Below are 19,611 nucleotides of genomic sequence, written 5' to 3'. Positions count from 1 at the left end.
GAAGTTTAAGGGCTTAAGCTATGAGGTATATAGGTTCTATATTTAAAGTAGCTGGAATATTCAGGTAAAGACTTCACCAGAATGACAATTTTAGTGTTTATCAGTAAGTAGATAAGTTGTTATTATTGCACACTTTATTGAAAATTAGTGCTCAAATTGTCAAACTGGTAACATTTACACCCACCCTAGGTACCCTTATGGAAAAAGTATAATTTCCCAGTGTGTGTTACTGGGGTGTGTGTTACTTTTTTGGTTAGTAGTTTTTACTTGTTTGCATATATTTTTTTCTTTTATTGTTTCTTCCGCGATTGCTGCAAATAATAAATAAATAAAAATTATTATTATTATATAATATATTATATATACTATATAAACTATTGAAATATATAAGGAAAAAAGTAACACGATTTTAAAGTCGTTGGTATTACTTGGCTAACAGGAAATATAGTAGAAAATATAGGAAAAATAACGATAAAAACATAAAATAAACATAATAATAAAAATAACGTTTTTACATAAGGGACCCTAGGGTGGGTGTAAAGGTCACCAGTTTGACAATTTGCATTACAAAACACCTCTATTAATAATAATATCAAGGGTTTAGTCTACTTAGTAAAATGCCGAAAATTGTCATTCTGGTGAAGTCTTTTTGGGATTTGGAGGTTTTTTTGGGAAGCGGAAGGCAGGGTGACTCTATGTTAAAGGGGCAAACTTCACCGTTTTGACAATGGCCTTAAAAATTGTCATTCTGGTGAAGTCTAAGTGAAGTACCCATTTCTTAATAAATACAGGTATTTAACCTCATTTTGAAGGAAAAAAATTTGCTGAGTTTTACTAAAGTTTTATGGCATAACTATTTATTTTGTTTATCTTTTTTTTACCGACTTCACCGTTGTGACAATGGTGAAGTCGGGCTAAGTTACTAATATAATTAACGAAATCCGGATAATTTCATACTAAGATAGTACGAGATTACTAATTTTTACACCTAATTCTATAAATCGTGTTACTATCCGTATAACTTTTTAATATTCGTGTTACGGTTGTCAAACTGGTGAAGTCGGGCCCAAATCCATCACTCTTTTTACCTTTGAATTTACTTTTTTTGGATTCGGGCCTGAAAGAGTCTCCCAGATGTACATCTGGTTTATAAACTCATCCTTTTCAACCAGGGTTCTTTTGTTGTTCAGCATGTCCCAATAAGTGAAGTCCAGCTCATACTGTTTCCTTCAGGTGGTCACCTTACCGTGGAATACGCAACAGCTTCAAGGCTAGGCCAGACTGCTCGTTTTCGATCCTCTTCAGGTTAACCAGGCGTCCATTAAAAGTCATAGGTTTCTCACCATCACGTTCTATGGTAATTTTCGTAATTCATTAAAGCGTGTAGAGGGGGAAGGAGCTGCCATCATTAGTAATGACGTCAGCCCCGGCTTAGAAAGTATTGATGTATTGCTGGGATGACCGTCAACTCGACGGTTATCTTACAAGGGGTCCGTATCCAAATACGAACCCCTCGGCCTGCTTCTGTAGAATTACTTCACCACCAGATTCCTGATGGTGCCCCGGTTCCACCCAACCTTCCCAGACAGAGTAGGAATCCCAGCATTATCCAGCATTTCGGCCAGCTCCCCGTAAGACACTGAAGGATTACGCTCCCGCTCTGCAGTTATCCATTGCACAACGGAAAGCTTATCCGGCTTCCCGTCAGAAATGGATGCCTTTACAAATTCTATGGTGGCGTGCTGCAACACAGGCTCAGGCTTTTCCAGTTTTACCTGCATTGCCTTCAGGTCCAGATCTACCAGTACTGGGTTGGCTGCTGGTGTAGCTCCCAGTTCTTTCTCCAGGTGGGCCAGCCTTGCGTGTAAGTCTTTGTACTCCAGTTGCAATTCTGTGATTGCTTTGTACATTTGTGTGATGGCTCCGTTTATCTGGGCGGTGAGGTCTGAAGAAATTAAAAAGTGGATACTATCCACTCTTTCAATAATATCAGCTACTTTGGCTTCAATTTTCTCTTCCATCCACACTTGTTTGTGGAGAGTGCGTTGTGCCCGGTACTGTCCAAGATATTTCCCGGGTTACAGCCATATGCTGAATGATATTCTCAGGCCTATGGTGAGTCGTGTGGCAATATTAAAATTGTTGCTTAAAATCCTGATTTTTGGCAGTGTTGGTGTGTGTATTGAGCATAATCTGAAACCACTCCCCTACAAAAAACAGGAAAGCATACATGATAACCGGTGAACTCAAGTCCAAAATTGACCGCATCTGGGATACTATGTGGTCTGGTGGAATTTCCAATCCTTTGTCTGTTATTGAACAGTTGACTTATCTGCTGTTTATCAAGCGCTTAGATGAGCTTCATACTCTCAAGGAACGCCAGGCCTCCCGAACAGGCAAGCCCATTGAAAGGCCTATTTTCAAGGATAACCAGGAAAATCTTCGCTGGTCCCGGTTCAAGGAAACCGCACCGGAGCAAATGTTTGAGACTGTGCGGGATGAAGTTTTTCCCTTCATCAAGAATCTGAACAACAATGGGAATTCCACATACACCCATCACATGAAGGACGCCTTGTTCCTCATGCCTACTCCCAGGGTTCTGGCCAGTGTCGTGGATCAGTTAGACAGCATTGAAATGACGGACAGCGATACCAAGGGTGATCTGTACGAATATATGCTGGGAAAAATTGCCAGTGCAGGGCAGAACGGGCAGTTCCGTACACCCCGCCATATCATCAAGCTCATGGTGGATATGACTGCTCCCTCTCCCAAAGATATTATTTGCGATCCAGCCTGCGGTACTGCGGGTTTTCTTATTTCAGCCTCAGAATACCTGGTTAAAAACCACAGCGACCTAATCTACAAAGACCCGGAAAGCCGCCGGAAATTCAATGAAGGCACGTTTCACGGGTATGATTTTGATACCACAATGCTCAGGATCGGTAGCATGAATATGCTTCTGCATGGCGTGGAAAATCCGGATATCAGATATAAGGATTCCTTAGCTCAGGCTGATGAACTGGATGAGGAGAAATATACTCTGGTCCTGGCTAATCCACCCTTTGCCGGAAGTCTGGATTTTGAATCTACGGCCAAGGATCTGCTGCAGGTTGTAAAGACCAAGAAAACAGAGCTGTTATTTCTGACACTTTTTCTGCGCCTGCTTCAGACCGGAGGCAGGGCTGCTGTTATTGTTCCGGATGGGGTGTTATTCGGCTCATCCAATGCGCACAAGACCCTGCGTAAAATTCTGGTGGAAGATCAGAAGCTTGATGCCATTATCTCCATGCCTTCTGGTGTATTTAAGCCTTATGCCGGGGTATCTACAGCCATACTGCTGTTTACCAGGACCAATTCCGGCGGGACAGATAATGTCTGGTTTTATGATATGCAGAACGATGGCTTCTCCTTAGATGATAAACGCACTCCCCAGCCGGATAAGAGTGATCTGTCTGACATTATGACCAGGTGGCAGAACCTTGAGGCTGAAACAGAGCGAAAACGCACGGATAAAAGTTTTCTGGTTCCCAAGGCAGAGATAGCCTCCAATGATTATGATTTGTCCATCAACAGATATAAGGAGATTGAATACGAGGAAGTGGATTATGACCCACCCAGGGTGATTCTGGAGCGGCTGGCTGAGCTGGATGATGAGATTTTTCAGGGACGGAAGGAACTGGAAGGGATGTTGGGATGAAGACAGTATCTCTTGACGAAATTTGTGACATTCAAATTGGAAAAACTCCATCACGATCAAATCCAGATTATTGGTATGGCAATCTCCCATGGGTTACGATTAGCGATATGAGTACTTTTCGTTTTGTGTGTGAGACCAAGGAAAAAATCTCTGAAAAAGGCGCAAAAGAAAGTGGATCAAAGATGATAATGAGGGGCACACTCCTGTTAAGCTTCAAATTATCTTTAGGAAAACGAGCTTTTGCAGCTTGCGACTTATACACTAACGAGGCTATTGCTGCATTAAAGATCAATAATATTGCTCGAGTGGAACCTCACTACCTATACTGGGCTCTTGGCAATGTTGATTATTTTTTATTTGTGGATCGTGCGGCAAAGGGTAAGACATTAAACAAGGCGAAATTAAAAAAAATAGAAATCCCCCTCCCCCCTCTCTCCGAACAAAAAAGAATCGCCAAAATCCTGGATGCAGCTGATGCCCTAAGGGCCAAGCGCCGTGAGTCCCTTACCTTGCTGGATGACCTCACTCAGTCCATTTTCCTGGATATGTTTGGAGATCCGGTGACTAATCCCATGGGGTGGGGCCCTCTAAGGCTTAAAGAAGTCGGTGAAGTAAAGACTGGAGGTACGCCTCCATCTAAGCTTGAAGGTATGTTTAACGGGGATATTCCTTTTATAACGCCCGGAGATCTGCGCGAAACGTGGTCCAATAGCGTGAGGACAGTCACTGAAGAAGGTGCTAAAAAATCGAGAACAGTACAAAGGGGAGCTACCTTGGTTTGTTGTATAGGAGCGACAATTGGTAAAATGGGAAAATCATTAAAGCTTTCTGCATTCAATCAGCAGATCAATGCAGTGTCATGGGGTACAAAGGTTGATAACAATTTTGGCTTTGAATTGATGAAGTTCTTCAAGCAAAAGATCGCAAAGGACGGAGCATCTACAACACTACCAATACTGAAAAAGAGTAAGTTTGAAAATATTTTAGTTCCAATCCCACCCCTCGACCTCCAGCAGCGCTTCGCATCAACAGTCGAGTCCATTGAGAAGCAAAAGGAAAGGCTAAAGGCCCAGCTATCCCAGATGGATACCTTGTTTGCATCATTTCAGCAGAGGGCTTTTAACGGGGAGTTGTAGCCATGAGTAATTTCGCCTTCCTGCCCGGTAAGTTCAAAGCTATTGCAGATTCAGCATGCAAGGCAGAAGGCCATATTTTGAGTGATCCCAGGGCAGCCTGCTTTCATGCCCGTTTTGCCTTAGAGGCTGCAACCCACTGGCTTTACCGCCACGATAACAGCCTGAACATGCCTTATGATCAAAAGCTTGGGGCTTTGCTGCATGAGCCAAGTTTTCAGAATCTTCTGCCTGAAGCTGTGTTTCAAAAAGCCAGAGTGATCCTCAAGATGGGAAATCTGGCAGTCCATAATCCAAGGCCGGTAAGTGAGCGGGATGCTCTTCAGGTAGTGCGTGAACTGCACCATTTATGCTACTGGCTTTGCCGTACATACTCCCCTGATACCGGAATAGACAATGTGATCTGGGATATGGATATCATCCCAAGACCTGTTGACAGGGCTGAAGTTGTCCCGCGCAAAAAGCTGCTGGAACTGGAAGAGCAGCTGATTCAAAAAAACAAGGATAACCTGAAGCAGCAAAAAGAGCGCGATGCCTTGGATGCACAGATCCAGGCTTTGCGCGATGAGCTGACTGTAGTTAAGGCCAGGGCCGAGCAGCAGACTGATCCCCATGATTATACCGAAGCCCAGACCCGCCATTATCTGATTGATGTAGAACTTAAGCGTGCGGGATGGTCCTTGGATGGGCCCAGGGACAGGGAATACAAGTTATCTGGGATGCCCAACCCCAAAGGCTTTGGATATGCTGATTATGTACTCTGGGGTGATGATGGCAAGCCCCTTGCCGTTGTAGAAGCCAAGAAATCCACTATTAATCCTGATACAGGTAAACAGCAGGCCAAGCTGTACGCAGACTGCTTAGAAAACATGCACGGGCAGAGGCCGGTAATTTTTTATACCAATGGGTACCACACCTGGATCTGGGATGATTTAACTTATCCCTCCAGACAGGTAACAGGGTTTTACAAAAAAGATGAATTGACCCGGCTCATAACAAGACGCAAGCAACGCACTTCCCTTGATGTATCCCAGATCAAAGAAGCCATAGCCGGGCGCTATTATCAGAAAAGATCTATTGGCAGCATTTTCAAACAGCTGGCCCAGGGCAGAAGAAAGGCCCTTCTGGTTATGGCTACAGGCACAGGCAAAACCAGGATAGCCATTGCCTTAGTGGACGTACTGCAGCGAGCGGGATGGGTAAAAAGAGCCTTGTTCCTGGCAGATCGGGTATCCCTGGTACGGCAGGCAGTAAACGCTTTTAAAGCCCACCTTCCGGAATCAAGCCCGGTTAATCTGATATCTGAAAAGGACGGCCAGGGCAGAGTATACGTCAGCACCTATCCCACCATGATGGGGCTCATAGATGAAACAAAAGGCAATACTGCCCGCTTTGGTGTGGGACATTTTGATCTGGTGATAATTGATGAGGCCCACCGCTCAGTTTACCAGAAATACGGAGCCATATTCAGGTATTTTGACTCCATGCTCATAGGACTGACCGCAACCCCCAGTGAACATGTGGATCGAAATACCTATGAGCTTTTTGATCTGGAACCCGGAGTACCTACAGACGCCTATGAACTGTCTGAGGCTGTGCGGGATGATTTTCTGGTTCCTCCCAGGGTCCAGCAGGTGGATTTGAAATTTCCACGGGAAGGGATCAGCTATGAATCCCTGACAGAAGAAGAAAAGGAGCAGTGGGAAAGTTTAGACTGGGGAGATGATGTTGACGAACACGGACTGCCCACTCAGGTAAATGCTTCAGCCATAAACAACTGGCTGTTCAACAAAGACACAGTGGATAAGGTCCTCAAATACCTGATGCAGCATGGACATAAGGTAGAGGCTGGGGACCGCCTGGCCAAGACCATTATCTTTGCCAGAAACCACGATCATGCTGTGTTTATTGAAGAGCGCTTCAACCACCACTATCCGCATCTTGCAGGTCACTTTGCAAGGGTTATAGACAACAGGGTCAATTACGCTCAGAGCCTGATTGATGACTTTGCGAACAAGGATAAAACTCCGCATATAGCCATCTCCGTGGATATGCTTGATACCGGCATTGATATCCCTGAAGTAGCTAATCTGGTATTTTTCAAGCCGGTATATTCCAGGATCAAGTTTTGGCAGATGATGGGCAGGGGAACCAGACTCTGCATTGATTTATTCGGCCCTGGGCAGGATAAGGAAAATTTCCGGGTCTTTGACTTCTGCTTTAATTTCGATTTCTTCCGGGAAAATCCTGATGGTATAGAAGCAGGCCAGGGAGAATCTCTGGGGGCCAGGCTTTTTAAGTCCAGGGTAGAACTTCTGAGCCATATCCAGAGCATGCGTGATTTTCCAGAACAGTCTAAGCTGCGGGAGTCTCTAACCAAAGAGCTTTCCCAGGAAGTGGCTGCCATGAACCTGGATAATTTCATTGTGCGCATGCATCTGCAAAGTGTTGAGCGCTTTCAAAGATCTGGAGCATGGGACAAGCTCAGTGAGGACGATAAAGAGGTACTGCTAAGTGAGATTGCCGGACTGCCCAGCGAAAAAGAAACTGATGAGATTGAGTCCCGGCTGTTTGATTTGATTGCCCTGCGTATGCAGCTTGCTCTATCCCGTGGAGATAACAATTCCTTTGAAAAAGACCGCAGAAAAGTGGTTGAGACTGCAATGCTTTTGGAAGAAAAAGCCAATATCCCAGCGGTAAAGACAGAGCTGGCCTATCTTGCAGCTCTGCAGGATAATGGTTTCTGGGAAGGTATCAACTTAGAGATCCTTGAGGATATGCGAGTCAGGCTAAGAGTTTTGACACCTTTTCTGGATAAGAAAACCCGCAAGGTCGTGTATACTGATTTTAAGGACGAGATAGTAAACGTTGTGCAGGAAGATTTTCCAGATATGCCCAAGATGACCAGCCTGCAGTATGAAAAAAAGGTCCGGGAATACCTGAAAAATCATCAGGACCATCTGGTAATTCACAAGCTGCGCTCCAACCAGCCTTTAACACCCAAAGACCTTGAAGGGCTGGAAAAAGCTCTGGTGGAAATAGGTGAGGATGAAGGGCAGACTCTTCTTTCCGGGCTTCTTGAGCGCAGTCAGGCTCCGTCCCTGGCTCATTTCATCAGGAGCATGGTGGGGCTCGACAGGGCTGCAGCCCAGGCTGTGTTTTCCGAGTTTTTGAGGGACCATAGCCTGACATCAGAACAGATCAGGTTTATTGAAATGATTATTGACCAGCTCACAGCGAGAGGCTTCATGGAAGGTGCTGCTTTGTATGAACCGCCCTTTTCCAACCTGCACTCTGGCGGCCCTGATGGTTTATTTGCCGGGAAGGATAATGTTGTAGACGGGATTTTCAACGCTCTGAAGGATACCCAGCCTCGGGTGCTGGGTATGACAGCTTAAGTGCAGGGCTAAGGATTAATCAGATAAGCTAAAACTGCCTTTCGTTCTGCTTCGCTTAGCATGTTCCGTTTACCCAGCATCCGGTCCACAGTACTTTCCCAAAAGGCCAAATCTTGGCCGAACCTGCGTTCTATACGATCCAGGTTGTGACATGTTGTGCAGCGTTCAGCTACAAGGGCTCTTCCATCAAGAGCTAGAAAGGTCATGGCTGGTTGAACTCCTAAAAGCAGCATCAGGCCTAACGCCAGCAAAATAAGTGTGAATTTCTTTTTCATGATTTCTCCCTGAGCCCGAGTTCCGGGCTGCATAATTTATCCAGAACCATAAGATAATAGCCCACGCGAATCAATATCTCTCGACTCACTCTCCCAGCCACAAACCAGCCCCCATACAACCGTTTTTCAAACCAAACAGAGCCAAAACCTGATCTTTGATGAAAATTTTTTGGGTGCATAAGTCTTTGAAATTACATAATAAAGTTGGTATGTCCCACCGAAAGAGTAAACAAATTTCAAGAAAAAACTAAAATTTTTGGATTTGTAACGCTATACTGTAACATGAAACAGTTAGCAAAACATTCAAACGGGCAGGGGCAAGAGTTCAGGATTCTTGATTCAGAACTAGGCCGGAGGTTGTCTACTAAGGATGTAGCGGCCTATGTAGGGCTTGACGAAGACACGGTGAGGAAGCATTATGCAGCCATCGGTGGAATTCGTCCAACAGGACCAACAGGTCGAATCTTGTTCTTTGAAAAAAACATAGTGAGTGCATTAAGGAGGAACACTTATGCCTTCAAAGATAACCAAGAACGGACGAATTCAATGGAAAGGCAGAGTTCAGAAGAATGGGAAGATCAGACAGAAGCATTTCCACACGAAGAAGGAAGCTCTGAATTGGGAAAACGAGGAAAGGCAAAAAGACTGGTCGAAGACAGACACGGAATTTTCCCTGGGTGAGTGGGCTCAGCATTACTTAGATTATTCCAGGAAGTTTTCAGGTAAGGCATATGGTGAAAAAAAGAAGGCCTTTAAGGAATTCTTTGCTGCAAAAGACCGTAATGGTATAATAGTTGACCCAGAAGCTGATGTCTCCACTCTGACATCTGGAATGGTCCTGAGAGCTCTTCAGGTCCAGTTCAGAAGCAGATCCGGCTACGCAGCAAACAAGGATCGCAAAAATCTTGTGGCTGCCTGGAATTGGGGTGTGAAATATCTTGGTTTGCCTACAAATAACCCATGTCTTGTTGATAAGTTTCCAGAAGTAAGAGAGGAACGGTATGTACCGCCTGAAGAGGATTTCTGGAAAGTGTACGAAGTTGCTGAGGGGCAGGATCAGGTTATGCTCCTGACTTTTCTTCATCTTGGAGCAAGAAGGGGAGAGATTTTTAAACTGAAGTGGACTGACGTAGATTTTCCATCTGGAAGAATTCGCCTGGCTACCAGAAAAAGGAAAGATGGAACCCTGGAGTTTGACTGGCTGCCCATGACTCAGGAATTAAAATCCAAGCTGCTGTGGTGGTGGGAGAACAGGACCTTTAAGAGGCACGATTATGTGTTTGTCTGTGAAGAAGAATACCATTTCTGCAAAGAGCATTATGGAAAGCCTTTTACAAACAGGCAACATTTTATGAAACGGATGTGTAAAAAAGCAGGAGTACCTCACTTTGGCTTTCATGCTATCCGCCATTTGACAGCTTCAATCCTTTACAGGCTCGGAAAACCAGTTGGAGCTATCCAAGCTATCCTTAGACACAAACATGCCTCAACAACAGAAAGGTATCTGAGATCTTTAGGCTTGGAAGAAACAAGGTCACATCTGGAAGATTTATGTGGCAGGGGGAAAGTCTTAGATATAAAAAGCCACCTGGAAAAGCACTCCCAAGTGGCTTGTTAAGAGAAAGGCTATGCAAAAAAAAACCGTTTCCAAAACCGTTTCCAGCTATATTTTGGAAAATGTATATTTTGCTAACCCCTTGAAATCATTGGCGTCCCCAAGGGGATTTGAACCCCTGTTACCGGCGTGAAAGGCCGATGTCCTGGACCAGGCTAGACGATGGGGACGCATGGTAAAGATCGTATGGCTGGGGGACTAGGATTCGAACCTAGGTTAACGGGGTCAGAGCCCGTCGTCCTGCCGCTAGACGATCCCCCAAATCGGGAAAGTGATTAGTTAGTTGTCTCTGCAACTTTTGTCAAGCAATTTTTTGCCCTAAAGCAAAAAAATGAAAATTGACTGGAAAATGCCTATGGTAAAGCCAAGTACAGCGCCCATTGCTTCAATAAAACGAAATTCTTTTTTCATTATGGTAAACAGGATTGTTTCCAGCTTATCCATGGAAAAATTTTCCACCTTCAGTTTCACTACTTCTTTGAAGTTGAGATTGTTTTTCAAATGCAAAGCAATTTTTTCCAGTATTTGGGGCAGATATTTGTCGATTTCCTGTGAAAGAAGCTTTTGAATGGCATCAAGAGTATCGTTGTTTAAGAATACGGCCACCATGGGGTGTAAAGTTGTAATTTTTGAAGTAATGAAGTTGTGAAAGTAGTTCTGAATGATTTTCTTGAATTTGGCTCTGAATTCAGGGTCGTGAATGACCTGCTGAATGTCATTATGAGATATCAGTTCTGATTCTACAAGATCACCAAGGCTTGAGGCCAACTCTTTCTGTCTTTTGGGAAATATGCCCTGCAGGTTCCAAAAAAAGATTCTGACTGGGCGACGAGGATGAAAAAGCATTTTTACTGCAAGATAATTGGTGAACCAGCCAATAAGAGCGCATATAAAGGGGGCTATGAAGAATTTTGTGTATTCCATTGCTTTATGGCCTTTGCTGTTAGTTTCGCGGATTGAGGGCCAAAGCCGGGCAGAGTTTCAAGTTCTTCCTGCTTTACTTTTCTTATTTTTTCCAAGCTCTGAAAATGATCCCAGATAATTTTTGCTTTTTTCGGTCCTATACCTTTTATCTTTTCAATCTGGCTGTAACCTTGAATTTTACCTCTACTTTTTCTCATGCTCTGGATAACAAATCTATGTGCCTCGTCTCGAATTTTTTGTAACAAAAGCATCTCCGGGCTGCCGGGCTTGATATTTATAGGGTTTTTGCGACCGGGTACAAAAATCTGATCATAAAGCTGTCCCTGGCCACGGGTTGGCCCTTTTGAAATGGCGGCAACTTTGAAATCAGGCTCAATGTTATTTTCCTGCAGAGCTTTTGAAACAACATTAAGCTGTCCCAGGCCTCCGTCAATAAGCAGCAGGTCCGGCCAGGGCAGACTCGACTTTACTCTGCGCATAATAAACTCCCTCAGAGCAAGGTAGTCATCTCCAGAAATGATGTGTCCCAAATTGAAGATTCTATAGTCCTTCTTGACAAATGCATTCTGCTCCATGATTACTGCTCCAACCCTGGTCTTTTCTCCGGACTGATGAGATACATCAATGCACTCCACCCGCAATATTTCATGCTGACTGCCAAAAATTCGGGTTAAATCGGCAGTTGAAGAGCGAATCACTGAAGACGCATGGTTAAGGCTGTTTTGGAGGGCCATTTGTAGCAAAGACTTTAAAGCATCGCCCCTTGCCTTCCGGATGATGACTTTCTTGCCTCGATACTCAGAGAGAATATCTGAAATGGATGGGTCATATATTTTTTCCGGCAGAATGATTCTTTCCGGCACATACTTATCTTGATTATAGAATTGGCTTAAGATACTGACCAAAGCCTCTTCCCTTTCTTGCTCATCAGACACAACAAGACCTGGGCGGAAGAAATTCATGCTGTCCAAAACTTTGCCCTGTCTGACAAAAATAATTCCTATACAGAGCCCCCCATCATGTTGGATAATGTTAAATATATCCATGTCATGGCCGCCGGGAATAACAACTGACTGACTTTTTATAGTTTGTTCAACAGCTTTAATTTGATCTCGGATCTGTGCAGCCTCTTCGTAAAGCATTTCATCTGAGGCTTTAAGCATATCTTGTCTAAGCTTTTGAATAAGTGCAGATGATTTACCGGAAAGAAACAGTTCAACTTTTTTAACCTGTCGGGCATATTTTTCCTGAGAGACTTGAAGACAGCATGGTGCCATGCAGCGCTGGATATAATACTGCAGGCATGGTCTTACTCGATTTTTAAATTTTTTATGGCCGCATTTGCGCAAAAGAAAAATCTTGTTAATTATTTTTAATGTGGATCTGGCTGCGTTGCTGGATGTAAAAGGGCCAAAATATATGCTGTTGTCCTTGCTCGCTTTTCTGGTCAGTTCAAGACTTGGGTATGAATGTGATTTGTTAATTTTAAATAGAACATACTGTTTATCGTCTCTTAATACTATATTATATCTTGGACGGTGTTTTTTGATCAGGCTTGACTCTAACAGCAGGGCATCTTTTTCTGTTAGCGTAGTTATGAAGTCAACTTTACATACCTTTGACATCATGGCCCTGGTTTTGGGAGTCAGAGTATCATGAGATCGAAAATATGAGCTTACCCTTTTATTAATGTTTTTGGCTTTACCAACATAAATGATGTGATTGCGCTCATTTTTCATGAGATAGACCCCAGGAGTGACAGGTAGGTCTCCTGGAATCTTACTGTCGGTTTTTTCAACCATATTCATTAACATTGCCCTTGAAAAAACTGCTTCATATGTAACAATTTAGCTCTTTCAAATGAAAGCAGAATTCTGACAATCCGAGACGTATGCATTGCGCGTTCTTGAAACTCAGATATACGAGTTGTTTGTCATAGCTATCTTGGGTAAAAAATAAAAAATTCGATTATGACGGCCTGACACGGAGACTGTCAAGGGCTTCGGGACTGACCTTGGTCGGCTTTTCATAAACTCGGAATGAGCTTGAGCGGATGCATCGTGCTGTAGTGGGATATGTAATTAAATTCAATGGAAATACTTGTAAGCTCCTCACCCAGGCGGTCCGGGACCGAACTTGTGAGTAACATAAAATAGCCTTAGCGCGAGATTGCTTCGCTTCGCTCGCAACAAGGATTGCCGGGCTCGCCCCAGTTGAATGGCTGCGCCTACACTGCGTGTATTCAACGGGGTCAAAAGACTCGCTCGCAATGACACCTGAGGTGTCAGGGATGTGGTTGCTGAAAAACTGTCACCTACAAGTGAGCCTAAGCGACCGAAACAATCTGTATGGTAAAACCATAATGCTCTGAATTTATTGCAGATATGATTATAGTTACTTGTAAGGAATGACTGAGCATGTTTTGAGAAGGCGAAAAGAGGACCAGTACCGAGTTTTGGGACTGGCCCTCATAACACTACAGCGATAATTTGCGCAAATTACTGCCTTGGTCTCTAAAGACAAACACTTTTGCCGACCTCAAACCGTAAAATTGGCAGACTATCTGACAGCAAAAGTGCAAGTTCCCTTCCATCTAAAAAAATTTTCGCTGTAGTGATAATAAGGTTATGCGTCTAAAAAAGGTCATTGGAAATAGAGGTCTGAGGTGAACCCGGGCCCCGCAGGTAGTCAAAGAGATCTGAATCTGCTCCCAGTACCAGGGTGGTGCCCTGGGGGAGAAAACTTTCATAAGATTCTAAGGTTTTCATAAAACGATAAAACTCTTCATCAGCAGTATACCCATGATATATATGAGGATCGTTTAGAAAGGATATATTCAGCTCACCAATGGTTTCTATATCAGCTAATCGGCCATGTTCAATTATTGCAGTCAGCTCACCGGAGTGGCTCTGTTCATCATTCTCATAATCTGCAATGACATGCAGGCTTCCTGAATAAGGTAAACTTACTGGCATCTGTCCGGAAAAATCAGTGGGGCCGATTTCTCGACGATTTACAGTTATGACAGCACCAGAAACTGGAGATTGGTTGTGAGTAACCCTCACCATATCTTCAGCAAAACCTTCAGCAAATATTCTGGTTGCTCTGGCTTCACCTTCACCAAGAATTCTGTTTCTGTCAGCATCCGCCTGAGCTCTTATGGCAAGTGCTCTTTCTTCACCTTCAGCTCTGTGTCTGGCAGCAATACGTTCTCGTTCCGCTCTCATCCTTTCAAACACACTTTCCTCAACTTCTGGCGGAACATCGACTCTTTTCATTCTGATGTCTATCAAACCTATACCAAAGTCATTCACTCTTTCAGCTGAACGATTGGTGACTCTGTTCATAATTGTTTCGCGCTCTCCAGAAATAACATTGAGTATAAGTTCGCTACTGACTACATCTCTTAGTTCTGCGACAATAATATTCTGCAGCCTGGACACTGCTCCCGGTTCATCCCGGACAGTTACATAAAATTGCAAAGGATTATCTATATACCAGCGACTGACATGGTCTATGAGAAGTCTTTCCATATCAACTGTGAGAAACTCATCAGGCGGTGCGTCTGTGGTTTGAACACGTTTGTCCAGTCGGACCAGGTTCTGTATAAGAGGAATTTTAAAGTGAAGCCCGGCTTCATCTATGGTTCTCTTGTGTTCTCCAAGCTGCAATACAAGAACGTATTCCCTTTCATCAACAATAAATGTGGTTTGAGGGATGATTAATACAGCTGCTATTATCGCTGCAACGATAACGGCCTGCTTATTCATTTATGCCTCCTTGGGAAAGCTGATTTATAATTCATAAAATTTATTGGTAATATGTTTACAGGTACTCAGGTACTTAAGAAGGTAGGTAGATAAAGATTAAAACCCTATCCTGCCTACCTGAAAGGATTGAAAATATAACTTGAAAAAGCATCTGAGATTAGGCGCGGACATTTTATTCATAATTCAAAAGTCAAATTTTGGTAATAGTTTATAACTTTGTAAATAGCGCGAGGACTTTGGCTTCCGGGACTCACTTTCTCATAAATGACATGCTTGAGGCATCGGCTATTGCTCAAGTGGGTCCTGAGTGCTTGTCTCCTGCTCTACAAAGGAGGCTAAACTATTAAATACTTTAATTTTCTGCAGTTTGTGATTTTTCTATGGAGAAAGGAAGGGGAGTCGCTCATCTGCCTGTCTGTGCCCCAATGTTTAAAGATCCCCCGCCTGGCAGGAGAAAAACATTGTCAGCAGCTCCTTTGTCAATGATGACCTTTTCCACACCAGGTAAAATTTCGGCCATTTTTTCCAAGTACATTCTCTGACGGGTAACATCCTGAGCAAGACGATATTCATTAAGAATCTGGCTGAATCTTCTGATTTCACCTTGTGCAGTGAGAATTCTTTCCTCTCTTCCACCACGTGCTCGAGGAACTATATCTTCACGATATTCTTGAGAGCGATAAATTAGACGTTCCTTGTCCTCCATAGCTCTGACCACATCGTGAAAAGCATCCCTGACTTCCTGAGGAGCGTCACCACGCTCTGTGCGGACATCAGTGACAAAAAGGCCGGAGCCGTAGTCGTCAAGGAGCATCTGCAATAAAGCCTGAGTGCGCATGGCAACCATGGCTAAGCCTTCGGCAACAATGGCTGTTTCAATGTCCATGGTTCCAACAATGCTTCTCAGGGCAGTTTCTGATGCAGTTCTCAAGATCATAGTGTCCGGCTCTCGGACATTGAAAAGATAATCTGCAGGCTCACTGACCCGGTAATGCACTATGATCTCAAAGTGGGCAATGTTTTTGTCACCTGTAAGCATCAAAGCTTCATTACGGTTAACTCTTTTGCTTCCGTTGACTAAGCTGAATCCGATCTGGTGGGTTCTAATACGCTGGGTATCAACGACGGTCACTTTTTCAATGGGTCTTGGCCAGTGCCATTGCAAACCCGAACCAAGAGCAGTCTGCTCATGGAAAGCCCCAAAACGTTGAACTACCCCAACTTGTCCCGGTTCAACAATGTACAAACCTGAAAGCATCCAGATAATCAAAGCCAGTACAGGAATAATGTATTTACCACCAGGAAATTTGATTTTTTTGAGTTGACTTAATTTTTCCTGGAATTCACCAAATTCATTACCACCCTGTCCGCCCTGACCGCCTGAGCCGGGAAAGTGCCTTTGCCGCTTTTGTTGTAATTTATCCCAATCCCAATTCATAATGGATTCACATATAGTGCAGTCTCTGGTGATGGTCAAGAGAAACAGTAGAAGATAATTTTTTTATTCTGAAGAAGGTGATTACTAATGCGGACTGTGCCCACAACCCAATTTTTACAAGAATAGTTAAGTTTGTGCGATAACCTTACTTTTCAGGCTGAAGGCTGAAGGCTGAAGGCTGAAGAATAAGGATTTCGGGCATCATTGTTTTTTGAAGGTTAAAAAATCTTAACAATTTAGCTCTTTGAATGTGATACGCATTTTTTTTGAATTTTTGAGCTCTACAGTTTACAAGGCGCATTGTTTTTAATAATGATAACTGAATATGAACACGATGGCAAAAAAGCACTATCACAGGAGGTTGCAGTGAAAGAGATTAATAGAGATATTTTCAGGGCTTATGACATAAGGGGAATAGTTGACCAGGATTTTGATTCTGAGTGGGTGGAAGTTTTAGGAAAGGCGTGTGGCACCTATTTTCGTAAAATGGGTATTGATCAGGCGGTTGTGGCTCATGACTGCAGACACAGTTCTCATGAATATCAGGCCCGCATTGTTAAAGGGCTGCAATCAACTGGTGTGGATGTGGTTTTTTTAAATATGGTGGCCACCCCGTTATTTTATTTTGCAGTTAAAAAGCTTGGACGCAAGGCCGGGGTTATGGTCACCGCAAGTCATAATCCTTCCGATTTCAATGGTTTCAAAATATGGGCCGGAGACAGCACTATTCATAGTCAGGAAATCCAGGATGTATATGAGATCATGGTCAAGGGAGAATTTACCAGGGGAAAAGGTGTGGCTGGCGAGATGGATATTGTTCCTGAATATCTGGCTTATCTTAGCGAGCAGGGTAGTCTTAAGGACAAGGTAAAAGTGGTTGTTGATGGAGGCAATGGTGCTGCAGGTTTAGTGTGTGTTCAGGCCCTTGAGCAGGCCGGTGCCGAGGTTGTGCCCATATATTGTGAACCTGACGGAGACTTTCCCAATCACCACCCAGATCCCACGGTCATGAAAAACAATGTTGATCTTGTTAAGGCTGTACAGGAACAAAAGGCTCAGCTTGGAATCGGCCTTGACGGAGATGGAGACAGAATAGGTGTTGTTGATGAAAACGGGCAAATGATCTACGGAGACCAGCTGCTTGCAGTTTATGCTCGTGAGGTGCTTGAGCATAACCCTGGCACCAGCGTTATAGGCGAGGTAAAATGTTCCCATCTGCTTTTCAATGATATTGAAAAACATGGCGGAAGACCCATAATGTGGAAAACAGGCCATTCTCTGATTAAGGCCAAAATGAAAGAAGAGGGCTCCTTGCTGGCTGGTGAGATGAGTGGGCATATGTTTTTCGCAGACAGATATTTTGGTTTCGATGACGCAATTTATTCTGCCCGCAGACTGCTGGAAATTGTAGCCAAAAAAGGGCAAGAGCCTGTCAGCAATTATCTAAGTGACTGGCCAAAAACATTCAATACACCTGAAATACGCATGGATTGTCCGGATAGTATCAAGTTCAAGGTAGTTGAAAAAGCTCAGAAGTATTTTCGTAAAGATTTTGATATTGTAGATGTGGATGGTGTGAGGATAACCTTTGAAGACGGGTGGGCTCTGTTACGTGCCTCAAATACCCAGGCGGTTCTGGTGCTGAGGTTTGAGGCCGAGTCAGAAAAGCGGTTGAATGAGTTTCGTGATATAGTTGAGCAACCTCTGAAAGAGTGGATTCAAGATCTTTCCTGATTATGAGAAAAGTGTTTTACATTTTTGCCGCTCATATTCTTGTTCTGGGATCATTATGGGCGTGGAAAAACAATCATGACCAGGAAATCATTGATGGTGAATCTGGAAATGTCATGATTTTTCTGAATCAATCCAACTCTCAAGACCATAAAGTTATCTTGCTGCTCTGCCATGACTTGCATCAACCAGCATCATATGTTGAGTCTGAGTTTGATGTTTTTTTAGACTATGTTCTTTCTAAAGAATCTGCTAAAATATTGTGGGGTGATCCTGACAGGTCTATGACCTGTATCAGGTTAACAGGTGATCACAAAAATATCAGGGAGGATATCAAGTGATTTTCTCTCCCAAAAATTCAAGGGGAAGGCAAAGCAGTACGTTACGCATCCTGCTGATGCTCGTACTATTTATCGGGGTAGGGTATTTGTTTTGGAAAAATTATGAAAGAACTATGACCAGCATCCAGAGTCAACATATTATCCAGGATGAGACTGGCACTTTAAGTTCTGACTTTCAAAACGATGTGGCAAATTTTTCCAGAAACTTCCAGCAGCGCTTCGGAATAGCCATTCAGGTGAAGATTTTTGAAGGTTTTGTGATTTCACCTCCTGAAGATCCAAGAATAATATTTATTGGATTAAGCCCCAGATATGAAGAATGGAGTGTAGTGTTCCCCATGCTTCTTCGCAGAGCACTATCTGAAAAATTTATTACATATTTTCAAACAGAACATTTTGCTGAGTACTGGGAAAACGGTCAATGGGTCAAAGGATTGGCGGATGCATTAAATATACTTGGACAGGAGATGACGCAGATTGAAAAAGACTCATAAAAGTGAACTGACAATTTATACTGATGGTTCCTGCCTTGGTAATCCAGGACCTGGAGGGTACGGAGCTGTTCTTATCTACAAGGAAAAAGTTAAGGAAATTTCAGGAGGATTCTCTGATACTACCAATAACAGAATGGAGTTGACCGGTGTCATAGCCGCTTTAGAGGTTTTGAAGTATCCGTGCCAGGCTACTGTGTTTACTGACTCTCAATATATCCAAAAGGCTTTTAGTCAAGGCTGGATTTCTAAATGGCAGTTAAACGGATGGAAGACAGCAGGCAAGAAAGATGTTAAGAATAAAGATCTGTGGGAGAAGTTATTAGGACTTATGGATACCCATCAGGTAAGGTTTAAATGGGTTAAAGGTCATAGTGGAGACAAATATAATGAAAGATGTGATGTATTGGCAAGAGAAGCTGCCATGAGAGCAACTGATTTCTAAGCTCCTCACCCGGGGGGGCGGGACCGAACTTGGGAGTAACTTGAAATAGCCTTAACACGTTAGAGATTGCCGCGCTCGAAGACTCGCTCGCAATGACACCTGAGCTGTCAGGAATGTAGTTGCTGAAAACCTGTCACCCACGAGGGAGCTTAAGCGACCGAAGCAATCTGTAAGGTAAAACCATAATGCTCTGAATTTATTACTAATTTGGTTTTAGTTACTTAGAAGCTCCTCACCTGGACGGACCAGGACCGAACTTGTGAGTAACTTTACGAGTCTGTCACTTTTCTGGAAATTGGGACAGTCCCCGCGAGGTACTATAAAAAAGATTGATGCTGCATTGGTTCCTGGAA

At 43.5% G+C, this 19,611-nt stretch carries 14 protein-coding genes and 2 tRNA genes; 8 read left to right on the top strand and 8 right to left on the bottom strand.

What is annotated here, in order from left to right:
- Positions 1-1,532 precede the first annotated feature (1,532 nt).
- The gene (locus tag LZ23_RS19515; RefSeq protein ID WP_045216944.1) at positions 1,533-2,021 is read right to left on the bottom strand and encodes a hypothetical protein; all 489 of its coding nucleotides are present in this window, start codon (positions 2,019-2,021) and stop codon (positions 1,533-1,535) included.
- 209 nt (positions 2,022-2,230) lie between these two features.
- On the opposite strand from LZ23_RS19515, the gene LZ23_RS19510 reads away from it, so the two are divergent.
- Genes LZ23_RS19510 through LZ23_RS19500 form a run of 3 tightly spaced genes read left to right on the top strand, consistent with a single transcriptional unit; the run spans position 2,231 to position 8,228 of the window.
- A complete protein-coding gene (locus tag LZ23_RS19510; protein ID WP_045216943.1) occupies positions 2,231-3,697 on the top strand; it encodes a type I restriction-modification system subunit M in 1,467 nt (488 codons plus the stop codon).
- Complete coding sequence (locus LZ23_RS22980; RefSeq protein ID WP_052507541.1) at positions 3,694-4,833, top strand: restriction endonuclease subunit S; 1,140 nt, start codon at positions 3,694-3,696, stop codon at positions 4,831-4,833. The genes LZ23_RS19510 and LZ23_RS22980 overlap by 4 nt, the downstream gene beginning before the upstream one ends.
- A gap of 2 nt (positions 4,834-4,835) precedes the next feature.
- Positions 4,836-8,228: a DEAD/DEAH box helicase family protein gene (locus LZ23_RS19500; protein ID WP_045216942.1), complete on the top strand. Its 3,393-nt coding sequence runs from the start codon at positions 4,836-4,838 to the stop codon at positions 8,226-8,228.
- Between the two features lie 8 nt (positions 8,229-8,236).
- On the opposite strand, the gene LZ23_RS19495 is transcribed toward LZ23_RS19500, so the two are convergent.
- Positions 8,237-8,503 carry a c-type cytochrome gene (locus tag LZ23_RS19495; protein WP_157493337.1) on the bottom strand — a complete coding sequence of 89 codons (267 nt, stop codon included), beginning with the start codon at positions 8,501-8,503 and terminating at the stop codon, positions 8,237-8,239.
- Positions 8,504-9,014: 511 nt separating this feature from the next.
- Here LZ23_RS19495 and LZ23_RS19490 point away from each other — a divergent pair.
- Entirely contained in the window at positions 9,015-10,121 is a 1,107-nt protein-coding gene (locus LZ23_RS19490; protein ID WP_045216939.1) for a tyrosine-type recombinase/integrase, read from the top strand.
- Positions 10,122-10,210: 89 nt separating this feature from the next.
- Here LZ23_RS19490 and LZ23_RS19485 read toward each other — a convergent pair.
- The 6 genes from LZ23_RS19485 to hflK form a co-directional block, all read right to left on the bottom strand.
- Positions 10,211-10,288: transfer RNA gene (locus LZ23_RS19485), tRNA-Glu, on the bottom strand.
- A 17-nt stretch (positions 10,289-10,305) separates the two neighbouring features.
- A tRNA-Gln gene (locus LZ23_RS19480) sits at positions 10,306-10,379 on the bottom strand.
- 57 nt (positions 10,380-10,436) lie between these two features.
- On the bottom strand, positions 10,437-11,042 hold the full coding sequence (locus tag LZ23_RS19475; RefSeq protein ID WP_045216937.1) for a DUF445 domain-containing protein: 606 nt from the start codon (positions 11,040-11,042) through the stop codon (positions 10,437-10,439).
- Positions 11,018-12,850: an excinuclease ABC subunit UvrC gene (uvrC, locus tag LZ23_RS19470; RefSeq protein ID WP_052507540.1), complete on the bottom strand. Its 1,833-nt coding sequence runs from the start codon at positions 12,848-12,850 to the stop codon at positions 11,018-11,020. The genes LZ23_RS19475 and uvrC overlap by 25 nt, the downstream gene beginning before the upstream one ends.
- A gap of 825 nt (positions 12,851-13,675) precedes the next feature.
- On the bottom strand, positions 13,676-14,812 hold the full coding sequence (gene hflC, locus LZ23_RS22975) for a protease modulator HflC (protein ID WP_052507539.1): 1,137 nt from the start codon (positions 14,810-14,812) through the stop codon (positions 13,676-13,678).
- A gap of 403 nt (positions 14,813-15,215) precedes the next feature.
- The gene (hflK, locus tag LZ23_RS19460; RefSeq protein WP_045216935.1) at positions 15,216-16,250 is read right to left on the bottom strand and encodes an FtsH protease activity modulator HflK; all 1,035 of its coding nucleotides are present in this window, start codon (positions 16,248-16,250) and stop codon (positions 15,216-15,218) included.
- Between the two features lie 366 nt (positions 16,251-16,616).
- On the opposite strand from hflK, the gene LZ23_RS19455 reads away from it, so the two are divergent.
- From LZ23_RS19455 to rnhA, 4 genes are all read left to right on the top strand, one after another.
- The gene (locus LZ23_RS19455; RefSeq protein WP_045216975.1) at positions 16,617-17,984 is read left to right on the top strand and encodes a phosphomannomutase/phosphoglucomutase; all 1,368 of its coding nucleotides are present in this window, start codon (positions 16,617-16,619) and stop codon (positions 17,982-17,984) included.
- A gap of 2 nt (positions 17,985-17,986) precedes the next feature.
- Entirely contained in the window at positions 17,987-18,322 is a 336-nt protein-coding gene (locus LZ23_RS19450) for a hypothetical protein (RefSeq protein WP_045216934.1), read from the top strand.
- A gap of 113 nt (positions 18,323-18,435) precedes the next feature.
- Complete coding sequence (locus LZ23_RS19445) at positions 18,436-18,816, top strand: hypothetical protein (RefSeq protein WP_198146052.1); 381 nt, start codon at positions 18,436-18,438, stop codon at positions 18,814-18,816.
- Complete coding sequence (gene rnhA, locus LZ23_RS19440; protein ID WP_045216931.1) at positions 18,800-19,258, top strand: ribonuclease HI; 459 nt, start codon at positions 18,800-18,802, stop codon at positions 19,256-19,258. Before LZ23_RS19445 ends, rnhA begins: the two co-directional genes overlap by 17 nt.
- The last annotated feature ends 353 nt before the right edge of the window (positions 19,259-19,611 follow it).

The sequence above is a fragment of the Desulfonatronovibrio magnus genome (assembly GCF_000934755.1).
GTDB lineage: Bacteria > Desulfobacterota > Desulfovibrionia > Desulfovibrionales > Desulfonatronovibrionaceae > Desulfonatronovibrio > Desulfonatronovibrio magnus.
This window is presented reverse-complemented; position numbering and strand designations above follow the sequence as displayed.